Below are 12205 nucleotides of genomic sequence, written 5' to 3'. Positions count from 1 at the left end.
CGTACGGGCGTGGAGTCGCCCGTACGGCCGTCTTGGGGTTATCTCAGGAGGCGGTGCAGGCCAGCGCCGCAGGGACGGAGTTGGTGGTGTTCCAGTTGGCCTGGAAGCCGAACGTGGTGGACGCCCCGGAGCTGAGCGAGCCGTTGTAGCTCACGTTGGTGACCGTGACGTTCGCCCCGGACTGGCTCACCGTGCCGTTCCAGGACTGGGTGATCGTCTGGCCGTTCGCGAAGGCCCACTTGACGGTCCAGCCGCTGATCGCTACGGTGCCGGCGTTCTTCACCGTGACCTCGCCCTGGAAGCCGCCCGGCCACTGGTTGGCCACCTTGTACGTCGCCGAGCACGACTTGCCGCCCGACGGAGTCGCCGAGGGCGACGCGCTGGGCGAGCGGGACGGGGACGCACTCGGAGACGCGCTCGGAGACGCACTGGGAGACGCGCTGGGCGAGGCCGACGGAGACGCGGACGGTGACGCCGAGGGGGACGCCGAGGGGGACGCCGACGGAGAGGCCGAGGGCGACGCCGACGGGGACTGGGTTCCGCCGGTGCGGTCGCCGTAGATGACGCCCCGGCCGTTGGTGCCGAGGTAGACCCGGCCGTAGATCCGGGGATCGCCGGTCAGGGCCTCGCCCATGTTGCCGTACTGGTGCTGGTCGTCGTTGATGCGCACCCAGCTCGCGCCGGTGTCGTCGGACCGGAACAGGCCGTCGACGCCGTCGACGGCCCCGGCCAGGTAGAGCGCCTGGTACGACTTGCCGGGCGCCGCCTTGCCGAAGCCGACGTTGATCGAGTCGCTGACGTTCGACAGCTTGGTGAACGAGGCGCCCGAGTTGGTGGAGTGCCACAGGCCGCCGTCCCCGGCCAGCCAGATGTCGCCCTCCTTGCCGGGCAGCGCCTTGAAGTGGACGTCGGTGGTCGGCAGGCCGGTCGCGGCGGTGGCGCTGAAGCTCGCGCCGCCGTTGGTGCTCACGTAGAACTTGCCGCCCGAGTATGCGTAGAACTTCTGCGCGTTGACCCGGTCGGACTCGACGATCGCGTTGGCCGGGACGCCGGTGGAGGCGCTCCAGCTGTTGCCGAAGCCGACGGAGTAGACGACCTGGATGCCGGGGTCGGCCGGCGACCACACGAAGCGGCTGCCGTCGGCCGCCGCGGCGACCGTGCCGCCGTTGTTGACGCCGCCCGGCTCGGTGCCCTGGAACCAGTTGGCCCCGCCGTCGGTGGAGAAGGCGACGTGGCTGTCGTTCGGCCGGTCGGAGTCGGTGAAGTTTCCGGCCCGCACCATCACGCTCGGGTTCGTCTCGGCGTAGTCGAGCGAGGTGGTGGAGGTGAAGACGGGCTGGGTGTACATCATGGACGGCACGGCGTCGAGGTTGGTGTGCCGGAAGCCGCCGATGTCGCCCAGCGCGCTGATCAGCGGGGCGCCGGTCGGCGGGCTGATCAGGTCGAGTACGGCCGTCTCCTCCAGGCCCTTCACCATCGGCTTGATCGTGAACTGGCCGCCGGAGTCCCACTTCGTGAGATCGGTGGTGCCGTAGATCGTCGCGCCGGTGCCGTACATCATCCGGTCGGAGTTGAACGGGTCGATCTCGACCGACTCGTTCATCCAGCCGAGCTTGGGCGTGACCTCCGGAGGCTGCGGGTTGGTCCCGAAGGTCAGCCACGGCGCGGACGAGATGTCCATCTTGTAGCGGAAGCTACGGTCGGGGTACGACGTCCAGTCCCAGATGCGGGTCCAGGTCGCGCCGCTGTCGGTGCTCCGCCAGAAGATGGCGTCGGGCCACCAGGAGACCTGCGTGGCCACCATGATCGTCTTCGGGTTCTGCCGGTCGATGGTCAGGCCGCTGTAGCCGAAGTAGTCGTCGCCGCTGCTGGACGGGATCGGGCTGATCTGGGTCCAGGCGCCGGTGGCGGTGGCGTAGCGCCACACGTCGCCCTTGCCGCCGTCGTACGGGCCGCCGGTGTCGCTGGTGGCGATGTAGAGGTAGCCGTTGGCGGTGTCGAGTACGCCCTTGTGGGCGATGTAGCCCGTCGGCTGCCCGGCGACGCGCTCCCAGGAGGTGCCGCCGTTGGTGGTCCGGTAGATCGTGTTGCTCTTGTCCGCCACGCCGACGTAGATGGTCTGGGTGGCGTTGCCCGAGGTGCCGGTCCGCTTGTCGAAGGTCACCCAGACGACGCCCTGGTTGTCACCGTTGTACGCGTCTCCGGGGCTGGCGACGTAGTTGCCGACGTTGGGGAAGTTGGTCACCTTGGCCCAGGTCGCACCGGAGTCGGTGCTCCGCCACAGGCCGTTGCCGCTGGGCGCGCCGAAGTAGAGGACGCTGTTCTTGTTCGGGTCCACCGCGAGGCGCTCGCCCATGCCGCGGCCGGGCATGTTGCCGCCCAGCTTGAACGGCAGCGGGCTGACCTGCCACGAGGCGCCCTTGTTCGACGAGCGGATGATCGCGCCGTTGTTGGGGTCCCAGCTGTTGGTGTACATGCCGACGGCGGCGTACACCTTGTTGGCGTCCACCGGGTCGGGGGTGATGCTGACGACCCCGTTGTAGCCCCAGTTCGACTGGCCGACCCAGTCGAGCAGCGGGGTCCAGGTCTGGCTGGACTGCTCCCACCGGTACGCGCCGCCGATGTCGGTGCGGGCGTAGATGAGGTCCTTCTGGACCGGGCTGAACACGATGCCGGGAACGAAGCCGCCCCCGGCGATCTGCACGTTCTTGAACGTGTACGGATCGGCGGCGACGGCCGACACCGGCGCCATCCTGATCACGGCCGTGGTCAGCGCCACCGCGGCGACCACGAGCAGGGTTGCGAGTCTTCGCATGGACGGTTTCCCCTTCGGGCATGGACAACCGGCCATGCACGATCAGGCGGGGACCCTGACCGTCCTTCTCCTCCGTGCATGGAAATCTGAACGAGAGATTCACACATGAGCCGAAGTGCCGTCAATAGTTTGACGTCCAGACAAAATCTAAACCGGTTTCACCAGGGGGGCGCGTCCCGTTCGCCCGCGCTTATGGAACATAATTCCGGACATGACTACAGCTCTCGTGCTGGGCGGCGGAGGCGTCGCCGGGATCGCCTGGGAGGCGGGGATCGTGACCGGCCTGCGCCGTCTCGGTGTGGACCTGGGGACGGCGGACCGCATCGTCGGCACCTCGGCCGGGTCGGTCGTCGGCACGCTGGTAGCCACCGGCGCCGACCTGGAGGAGACGATCACCCGTCGGGCCGAGGTGGACACCGGACCGCCGCCCGCCGTCGACATGGACGGGATCATGCAGGTGTTCGCGGTCATGTCCGACCCCGCGTTGGACCGCCGTGAGGCCCGGCGCAGGGTCGGGCAGATGGCTCTGGCGGCCCGGGTGGACCACCAGGCGGAACGGCTCGCGGCGGTCGGCGAGGGACTGCCCGTCAAGGAGTGGCCGGACCGCGAGTTGCTCGTCACCGCCGTGGACGCCGCGACGGGCGAGTTCGTCGTGTGGAATCGCTCGGCCGGCGCGCCGCTGGTGCTCGCCGTCGCGTCGAGCTGCGCGGTGCCGATGGTCTTCCCGCCGGTGGAGATCGGCGGCAGGCGCTACGTCGACGGCGGGGTCCGCTCCGCGACCAACGCCGACCTGGCCGGCGGAGCGCGGACGATCGTCGTGCTGGAGCCCCTCGGCCACCTGACCCCCAGGGAGGTGCTCGACGCCGAGTTGCTGGAGGCCGGGGCGGACGCCGCGTACACGGTGCATCCCGACGGGGCGTCGCGGGAGGTGTTCGGCGCCGACGTGCTCGACCCGAGGCTGTGGGGGCCCGCCTTCCGGGCGGGGCTCGACCAGGCCGCCGCCGTCGCCGCCCCGCTGGCCGACGTCTGGGCCTGACCCGGCTGACGGCGGCGGCGGAGCCCTTCCGCGCGCCGCCCCCGCTTCGGTTCACCCCGTCTCGCTGACCGCCTTGCTGACCGCGTTGGGGCCGTCGTACTCCCGGTCCGGGATGCGCTCCAGCGCGTTCAGGACGGTGTCGTCGGCGCCCTGGTCGCGGGCCGTACGGATCAGGTCCGACTTGCCGGCCGGGTAGTCCACGCCCTTCAGGTGCTTCTGCAGCTGGATCGGGTTCGGGGCGTCGGCCATGACCTGTCTCCCTTCGTCCGTGTTCTCCTCACCTGCTCGCCTACCCGCTCGTTCACTCGGCCACGCGGGACGCCGCGACGGACGCCCGAAACCGGCTTTACCGCGCGCTCACCTGCGGTTTTGTCACGATTGGGTATACGCGAGCCCACTTTGTGAAACGGGGAGGCGTGAGGGTAGCTGGCGTTGCGTGCCTGATGCCCAATTGCTGGCCGCACAGGATCTGCGGCTCGACGTCAATCTCCTGGACTACGTGATCCTCGCCCTGTACTTCCTCGTGGTACTGGGCATCGGCTTCGCCGCCAGGCGGGCCGTACGGACGAGCCTGGACTTCTTCCTCTCGGGCCGCGCGCTTCCCGCCTGGATCACCGGCCTCGCCTTCATGTCCGCCAACCTCGGCGCCACCGAGATCCTCGGCATGGCCGCCAACGGCGCGCAGTACGGCCTGATGACCGTGCACTACTACTGGATCGGCGCGGTTCCCGCGATGGTGTTCCTCGGCGTCGTGATGATGCCGTTCTACTACCGGTCGAAGGTGCACAGCGTCCCCGAGTTCATGCGCCGCCGCTTCAACGGCGCGACCCAGCTCCTGAACGCCTCGACGTTCGCCCTCGCGCAGATCCTCATCGCCGGGATCAACCTGTACGCGCTGGGGCTCGTCATGGACGCCCTGCTCGGCTGGCCGCTGTGGGTCTCGATCATCGTGGCGGCGGCGATCGTGCTCGCGTACATCACGCTCGGCGGCCTGTCCTCGGCGATCTACAACGAGGTCATGCAGTTCTTCGTGATCGTCGCGGCGCTGGTGCCGATCGTGGTGATCGGCCTGACCCGGGTCGGCGGCTTCTCCGGCCTCGGCGAGAAGGTCAAGCAGGGCGTGCTCGGCGAGGGCGGCCTGCACACCTGGGCGCAGACCGGCGGCACCGACAACCCGATGAGCGCCAACTGGATCGGCCTGGTCCTCGGCCTCGGGTTCGTGCTCTCCTTCGGCTACTGGACCACCAACTTCGCCGAGGTCCAGCGCGCGCTGTCGGCCCGCAACACCAACGCGGCCCGGCTCACCCCCATCGTCGCGGCGTACCCGAAGCTCGTGATCCCGATCGTGACCGTGATCCCGGGCCTGGTCGCGGTGGTGCTGTTCGGCAACCTCGGCAAGGACGGCGGGCCGACGTACAACGAGGCGATCCCGCTGCTGATGAACGAGTTCCTGCCGAACGGCGTGCTCGGCATCGCGGTGACCGGCCTGCTCGCGTCGTTCATGGCCGGAGTCGCCGCCAACATCAGCGGCTTCAACACGGTCTTCACGTACGACATCTGGAAGTCGCACGTCAACGGCGACCACTCCGACGAGTGGTACGTACGGCTCGGCCGGATCGCCACCACCGGCGGCATCGTCGCGGGAATCGGCGCGGCGTTCATCGCGGCGGGCTTCAGCAACATCATGAACTATTTGCAGTCGCTGTTCTCGTTCTTCAACGCCCCGCTGTTCGCGACGTTCATCATCGGCCTGTTCTGGCGGCGGATGACCGCGTGGGCGGGTTTCTGGGGCCTGCTGAGCGGCACCGTCTGCGCCTTCGCGTCGTACATCCTCTACAAGACGGGCGTGCTCGACTTCGGCACCGAACTGAACGCGAGCTTCTGGGGCGCGGGCATCGCCTTCGTGGTCGACGCGATCGTCTCGGTCGTGGTCACGCTCGTCACCACCCCCAAGCCGCAGAGCGAGCTTCGCGGGCTCGTCTACGGCCTGAGCGACGCGTCCCTCTCGGACGACGCGCTGGCGGGAGACGCCGCCTGGTACCGCTCCCCCGTGATCCTCGGCGCCGGCGCGGTCGTCCTCGCCGCGGCGTTCTACCTGCCCTTCCTGTAGGAGGTTCTGATGGCCGCCCCGCAACGGCTCTTCGACATCCGCCGCGTGATCGGTGGTCTGTTCCTGCTGTACGGACTGATCCTCACCGTCACCGGACTGTTCGACGGCGCCCAGGAGATCCAGAAGGCGGAGGGCATCCGCATCAACCTGTGGACGGGCATCGCCATGCTCGTGGTCGGCGGCGCCTTCCTGCTGTGGGAGCGCCTGCGCCCGGCCGACGCCCCCGCATCCTCCGACGCCTCCTCCGGCGACGAGGAGTGAGCGGGATTCCCTTCGGCGCACAGGGCCGCGGTCGTCTCGACCGCGGCCCTCGTCGTCTCCGGCGACGCGGTCAGCGCGGACGGACCACCACTCCGGCGGCGCCCTCGGGAACGGCGGCGCCGGCGGCTTCGGGACCGGCGCCCCGGGGCGCCGCCGCGGCGGAGTCCTTCGTGACGACGACGGGAGGCACGAGCACGGCCGGGATCGAGGCCGTGGTGCCGTTGGACACGGTGGCCGTGCCGTACACGGTCCTGCCGCCCGCGACCTCGACGGCGAGCGCCGCCGCGGCGGCGGCCTCGGCGGCGACGTCGGCGCGCACGGTCACGGTGGCGGTCGGCGTGCCCGCGCTCACCCGCCGCAGGACACCCGTCCGCCCGCCCTGCCCGACCAGCGGGACCCCGGCCGCGCCCGCTCGCGCGAGGGCGGCCGCGACCGCCTCCGCGGACTCGCCCGGGCAGCAGACGCCGGCCACCTTCGCGGGCCCGCCGAGCGCCGCGAGGGCAGCCGCCACCTCGCGTGCCGCGTCACCGGGCCGGGCCAGGTCCCGTTCCCAGCCGACCGTCACGCGGCCGTCCAGCACCGCGTGCAGGCTGCGCTTCACGGCCGCCGCGTACGGATCGCCCGGCGGACCGTTGAGGAGCAGCACGGGCCCGGGGCCCTTCCCGGGGCCCTTGTCGGGACGCCGTATCGCGCCGAGCAGGGCCAGGGCCTGCGACCGGCCGGCCCGCGCCGGGTCGGTCGAGACGTACGCGTCCACCGGCCCGTCGGCCAGCCGGTCGTACGCGACGACCTTCGCCCCGGCCAGCTTCGCCCGCGCCACCCAGGGCGCGGCGGACCCGGGATCGACCGCGCCGAGGACCAGCACCCGGACACCGTCCGCCAGCATCCGCCCGACCTGCCGCCCCTGCCGGGCCCGGTCACCGGCGGCGTTCGCGTACTCGACCCGGCAGCGCGGGCAGCGGGCCGTTAAGGCGCCGGTGAACAGGGCGCGCTCGGGGCCCTCGGCGGGAAGCAGCAGGCCGACGGTGAAGCCCTCGTGGACGGCCCCGACGGCGCCGAGGCCCGCTCCCCGCTCCTCCCCTCGCTGTCCGCACGCCGCGACCGACGCCAGGAGAAGCACGCAGACGCCCGCCAGCCGTCTCCCCACGGGACACCCCCGATCCGTTGCGGAGCCACGTTTCGCAGAGCCGTCGTGTGTGGAGCCTGACCACATCCCTCACCCCATACCCGGACAATTGCCCCACAACTCCCGCGACGCCCATCGGCACCAGCACCAGACGATCACCAGAGGCGGGGATTACGCCGAGGGCCGAAGGGCGCGGCTCCCCTCCGCGCGCGCATCCCCTCCTGCTCTAAGTTGTGAGAGACTCCACCATTGCGGGGCGGTAGCTCAGCCGGTCAGAGCATCGGACTCATAATCCGTGGGTCGTGGGTTCAAGTCCCACCCGCCCTACCACGTACGACCAGCGATCAGCGGTCCGACCTGCGCGTTCGTCCGTCAGCCAGTTGGCGGGAAAGCGGCCGCCGGAGAATGAGCGGCCTCAGTTCTTACGAGGCGTTCTCAGCTGGGGCGTCTTCGTCGCCGCACAGCGCTTGCCGCTTGAAAGCCGAGAGCGCGTCATCGATGGGGTGCGGCTGCGGCCTTCCCGAAGAATCGATCGTGTTCCACCTCACGAGGTTCATCGCGACGGAGATCTGGCGCTTGCCGTCGGCGCGGATCCACGACTGCGTCTCGGCGCCCCAGACCGTCCCGTCGTTGCCCCAGAAGGTGCCGCAACCCGGGATCTCGAGCTCGTGCAGGCCGAGGCCGTAGGAGATCATCTGCCCGGACTGGCTGATGACAGGGCCGGTCCGCTGCATCTGGGCCAGCGACGACGGCTTGACGATCTTGCCGTCGAGCAGCTTGCCGTAGAAGCGGTTGAGATCCTCCATGTTCGATATCAGCGAGGCCCCTATCCCTGTCCAGGACATGTCGTAGACGCTGTAGTCGCGCGGCGGGTCGATCAGGCCGAAGAACGCCTCGTACATCCGTGGGTGCGGTCCCCTGACCCGCGGCCCGGCCGGAAACATGGTGTGCCGCAACCCGGCGCGTCTGATGACGTTCTGGGTGATGTACTTCTCGGCGGTGGTACCGGTCACCTTCTCCAGGAGCTCGCCGAGGATCAGGTAATTGGTGTTGGCGTACACCCCCGGCGCGCCTCCGGGCTCGCCGACGGCGGGCGCCCTGAGTCCCATCTCGATCAGCTCAGCCGGGGTGAACCGCCTGAACCGGTTGTCGTCCAGGCTCTTGGGCGACATGTCCGGTAGAGACGGAAACTTCTGGAGGGACGGGAACGCATAGCCGAGGTACTCGGCTATGCCGCTGGTGTGGTTGAGCAGCATCCGAACAGTGACCTTCTCGCCGCGTTCGCCTGGCACCAGGCGCGGCAGATAGCGGCCGATCGGCGCGTCGAGCTCGACTCGCCCCTTCTCGACCTGCTGCAGGACCGCGGCGGCGACGAAGGTCTTGGCGAGGCTGCCGACGCGATGCAGCATGCCAGGCGTTACGGGACGGCCGGTCTCCAGATCGGCCACCCCTGAGGCACCGCGCCAGACCTGGCCCTCAGAGCGCACCTCGGCGAACACACCGGGCATCCCCGCGCGGTGCACGTCGTCCATGGCGGACTTCAGCCTCGCGGGATCGACGCCCGTCACCGAGCGGGTGGCGCCGGCCGGCACGACCGCCGTCTCGCTGGTCGCGGGCACCGCCCTCACCGTGCCCGCGCCGATACCCAGCATGGCCGCGCTTGCCCATGCCATCAGTCCGATCTTCACACCATTCGTCCTCTCGTGATCCATGGGTGGGACGGGGACTGTCCCCCGGGCTCTCCGACGCCCCGCCTTACTCGGCCGAGGCCCGTTCATCGTGCCGCTCGGGCTGGTCAGAGGTCGTCCTGCCCAGGAAGACATCTCAGGCTGGCACCGGGGAAGTAGTCCGCGCCCGGCTACATCGTGTGGAGTAGCGATCCGTCACGCTCGTTCCTCGACCCCCGGGCTCCGCCCGCGCCTCCATCGCCAGGCAGAACCTCGAACGCCGGCACCGGCCGCCCTCAGGGCGGCCGGTGCCGGCGGGTGTTCGGCAGCAGGAGCGCCTGTCGGCCGCAGTTGGACGACTGCGATGGTCAAGGACGCATGGTTGCTCAGCCGTTACTCGCAGGTACGCGGAAGACGTCCCCGGCCGGTAGGGTCGTTGGCGTGGATCTTGACGACACCGCCGCCCGGCTCGGGGTATCCGTCGAGGACGTCGAGCGCGTGCACCGGCTCGCCGGCGACCGGCCGTCGGCTCCGCTGCCCGCCAAGGCCGACGCGCCCGCGATCCTCGACCGGCTCGCGGTGCGGCCGGACGACGCCGCCGAGATCATGGCGGGCTGGCCCGACCCCGGATCTCCACTGTGGACTCCGGAGCTGCGCTGGCTGCTCGACCGCTCGATCGCGCTGGTCCGCGCCGATCTCGGGGGGCACGGCTGGCTCTCGCCGGGTCCGGAGCTGCCGCGCGAGCGGGGCCCCGCCTGGCGGCATCTCTACGTGTACGCGTACCTGGCCCTGGTCGACGTCGTCAGGGGGTACCACCGCGACCACGGCATCGCCGATGCCGTGTCGTGGACGACCCTCGCGGACCTGGGTCGCAACCTCGCGGTCGACCGGCGGATGCACCGCGAGGGCTGGCCGGTCATGCAGAGCTGGCTGACGCTGCACGCCCGCGGGGGCCTGTACGAGCTGGGCCGGCTGCAGTACCAGCGCGGCGACACCGACATCGGCGTACACATCTTCGAGTCGGGGCCGCTGGCCCCGGAGGCGGTCGCGGCGTCACTCGACGAGGCCCGCGCGTTCTTCCCGCGCCACTTTCCCGACGAGCGCTACACGTCGTTCTCCTGCGGCTCGTGGCTGCTCGACCCGCAGTTGCTGGAGTACCTGCCCAAGGACTCCAACATCGTCCGGTTCCAGCGAAGGTTCGAGCTTGATCCCTACGAGGAGCCGGAAGGGCTGGACGCCGACGTCGAGGTGCTGCGGTTCGTGTTCCGCACCCTGACCACGCCGCTCGACCAGCTGCCGCGCCGCACCGTGCTCCAGCGCGCGATCGTCGACCACCTGAAGGCCGGCCGCCACTGGCACTGGCGCCGCGGCCGCTTCCCGATCTAAGCCACACCTCCAGGTTTCGTCTCGCGAATATCCCACCGCATTCTGTTGGGCGTCTCCAGCGTCAGCAGGCTCCAACGTGACGAGGGCCCTTCTCACGCAGCCCGGCCGCCTCAGCAGGGCACAGGCCGCCGAAGTACACGCAGGCGACCACCGGGGGCGGCATCGGCCCACGCCCCGGATGAGGCAGTGGCAGTATGTGACCATGCGGCCACCCGGAGCGAAGTACTTCAACACCACTGGCCCGTGCAGCCCCCAGCACCACTACATGCTGCCTCCCGCGCACCGGATCCCCCAGGCGCGCGAGCTCATCGATATGGACCGCTACTTCGTGCTGCACGCGCCCCGGCAGACCGGTAAGACGACCACGCTGAACGCCCTGGCGTCCGAGCTGAACGCCGAGGGCGACGTCGCCGCCCTGATGTTCTCCTGCGAGCGCGCCAAGGCAGCCGGAGACGACTACGCCGCCGCGGAAGAGATGTTGCTGGCGTCCCTCCGCCAGGCCGCCGAATGGGCGGCATTGCCGGCGGAGCTGCTACCGCCGGACACCTGGCCGGAAGCTCCGGCGGGCACGCGAGTCGGTTCGGCCCTGACCGAGTGGTGCCGCCGCTGCCCGCGCCGGGTGGTGCTGTTCCTCGACGAGATCGACGCCCTGCAGGGCAACAGCATGGTCAGCATCCTCAGCCAGCTCCGCCATGGTCACAACGCGCGGCATGAGGGCCATTCGTTTCCCGCGTCCGTGGTGCTGTGCGGGTTGCGCGACGTACGTGACTACAAGGTCGCCTCAGGGGGCGAGGCCGGTCGGTCCAACCCGGCCAGCCCGTTCAACATCGTCGCCGAGTCGCTGCGCCTGGGCGACTTCACCGCCGACGAAATCGCCGAACTCTACGACCAGCACACGCAGGCGACCGGCCAGGAGTTCACCAAGGACGCGGTGGACCGGGTCTTCGAGCTGACCCAAGGGCAACCCTGGTTGGTCAACGCCCTCGCCTTTGAGACCATCCTCCAGATGGGAAAGACCGGCGCCATCACCGCCGGGCAGGTGGAAGACGCCAAGGAGCGGCTGATCCGGAAGCGGGGCATGCACCTGGACTCCCTCGTGGCCCGGCTGCACGAGCCTCGGATCAAGCGAGTGATGGAGCCTGTGGTAGCCGGATCGCTCCCTCACATCGATCCGACCTTCTCCGACGATCTGTCCTACGTCCGAGATCTGGGCCTGATCAAGCAGAAACCCCCACTGGAAGTGGCGAACCCGATCTATCGGGAGGTCATCCTGCGGGTGCTGGGCGACCCGTCGGAACAGTACGTGATGGCCGATCCGCACAGTTTTGTGCTGCCGGACGGCAGATTCGACCTGCCGCGCCTGCTGGAGGCGTTCGTCGTGTTCTGGCGCGAGCACGGCGAGGTGCTCGTCCGGCAGGAGGGCTACCACGAGGCCGCCTGCCAGATCATCCTCATGGCGTTCCTGCACCGGCTGGTGAACGGCGGAGGTTATCTCGATCGTGAATACGCTGCGGGGACCAAGCGCCTGGACGTGCTGGTCCGCTGGCCCTACACCGGCCCCGATGGCGAAAGGCTGATGCAACGGGAGGCCATGGAGCTGAAGGTCTGGCGCGCGGGCGAAACCGACCCGCTGCCCGACGGCCTCGCCCAGCTCGACCGCTATCTGGACCGGCTCACCCTCCCCACCGGCGGCCTGGTGATCTTCGACCGCCGCCCCGAGGCCCCGCCCTGGAAGGAACGCGGCAGCTTCGAGCAGACGACCACCCCCTCCGGCCGCCAGGTCACCGTCCTGCGCGTGTGACGG

At 69.9% G+C, this 12205-nt stretch carries 9 protein-coding genes and 1 tRNA gene; 6 read left to right on the top strand and 4 right to left on the bottom strand.

Annotation, left to right across the window (positions count from 1 at the left end; genetic code table 11):
* Positions 1-43: 43 nt before the first annotated feature.
* Positions 44-2815 (bottom strand): cellulose-binding domain-containing protein, encoded by a 2772-nt coding sequence (locus Mam01_RS00585; RefSeq protein WP_204283295.1) that lies wholly within the window; start codon positions 2813-2815, stop codon positions 44-46.
* 211 nt (positions 2816-3026) lie between these two features.
* On the opposite strand from Mam01_RS00585, the gene Mam01_RS00580 reads away from it, so the two are divergent.
* Positions 3027-3851 (top strand): patatin-like phospholipase family protein, encoded by an 825-nt coding sequence (locus tag Mam01_RS00580; protein ID WP_204283294.1) that lies wholly within the window; start codon positions 3027-3029, stop codon positions 3849-3851.
* 51 nt (positions 3852-3902) lie between these two features.
* Here the strand turns inward: Mam01_RS00580 and Mam01_RS00575 are convergent, their stop codons facing one another.
* Positions 3903-4100: a DUF2795 domain-containing protein gene (locus Mam01_RS00575; protein WP_150939173.1), complete on the bottom strand. Its 198-nt coding sequence runs from the start codon at positions 4098-4100 to the stop codon at positions 3903-3905.
* Between the two features lie 187 nt (positions 4101-4287).
* Here Mam01_RS00575 and Mam01_RS00570 point away from each other — a divergent pair, with 187 nt between their 5' ends.
* Entirely contained in the window at positions 4288-5961 is a 1674-nt protein-coding gene (locus Mam01_RS00570) for a sodium:solute symporter family protein (protein WP_239100912.1), read from the top strand.
* Positions 5962-5970: 9 nt separating this feature from the next.
* Positions 5971-6222, top strand: coding sequence for a hypothetical protein (locus Mam01_RS00565; protein ID WP_204283291.1), 252 nt, complete (start codon positions 5971-5973; stop codon positions 6220-6222).
* Between the two features lie 70 nt (positions 6223-6292).
* On the opposite strand, the gene Mam01_RS00560 is transcribed toward Mam01_RS00565, so the two are convergent.
* Positions 6293-7369 (bottom strand): substrate-binding domain-containing protein, encoded by a 1077-nt coding sequence (locus tag Mam01_RS00560; RefSeq protein WP_204283290.1) that lies wholly within the window; start codon positions 7367-7369, stop codon positions 6293-6295.
* Between the two features lie 232 nt (positions 7370-7601).
* Between Mam01_RS00560 and Mam01_RS00555 the strand changes: the two genes are divergently transcribed.
* Positions 7602-7678, top strand: a tRNA-Ile gene (locus tag Mam01_RS00555).
* Between the two features lie 92 nt (positions 7679-7770).
* Here Mam01_RS00555 and Mam01_RS00550 read toward each other — a convergent pair.
* Positions 7771-9036: a serine hydrolase domain-containing protein gene (locus Mam01_RS00550; protein ID WP_239100911.1), complete on the bottom strand. Its 1266-nt coding sequence runs from the start codon at positions 9034-9036 to the stop codon at positions 7771-7773.
* A gap of 420 nt (positions 9037-9456) precedes the next feature.
* Here Mam01_RS00550 and Mam01_RS00545 point away from each other — a divergent pair, with 420 nt between their 5' ends.
* Positions 9457-10401 (top strand): acyltransferase domain-containing protein, encoded by a 945-nt coding sequence (locus tag Mam01_RS00545; RefSeq protein ID WP_204283288.1) that lies wholly within the window; start codon positions 9457-9459, stop codon positions 10399-10401.
* 265 nt (positions 10402-10666) lie between these two features.
* A complete protein-coding gene (locus Mam01_RS00540) occupies positions 10667-12202 on the top strand; it encodes an ATP-binding protein (protein WP_204283286.1) in 1536 nt (511 codons plus the stop codon).
* Positions 12203-12205: the final 3 nt, after the last annotated feature.

It is taken from the genome of Microbispora amethystogenes, from assembly GCF_016863015.1.
In the GTDB taxonomy this organism is placed as follows: domain Bacteria; phylum Actinomycetota; class Actinomycetes; order Streptosporangiales; family Streptosporangiaceae; genus Microbispora; species Microbispora amethystogenes.
Note: the sequence above shows the minus strand (reverse complement) of the source record. Positions and strands in the feature narration are given on the sequence as shown.

Bases quoted from the DNA above. Each gene is read 5' to 3' on its own strand.
- Mam01_RS00575 (WP_150939173.1), bottom strand. From the start codon at position 4,100: ATGGCCGACGCCCCGAACCCGATCCAGCTGCAGAAGCACCTGAAGGGC.
- Mam01_RS00580 (WP_204283294.1), top strand. From the start codon at position 3,027: ATGACTACAGCTCTCGTGCTGGGCGGCGGAGGCGTCGCCGGGATCGCC.
- Mam01_RS00540 (WP_204283286.1), top strand. From the start codon at position 10,667: ATGCTGCCTCCCGCGCACCGGATCCCCCAGGCGCGCGAGCTCATCGAT.
- Mam01_RS00585 (WP_204283295.1), bottom strand. From the start codon at position 2,815: ATGCGAAGACTCGCAACCCTGCTCGTGGTCGCCGCGGTGGCGCTGACC.
- Mam01_RS00565 (WP_204283291.1), top strand. From the start codon at position 5,971: ATGGCCGCCCCGCAACGGCTCTTCGACATCCGCCGCGTGATCGGTGGT.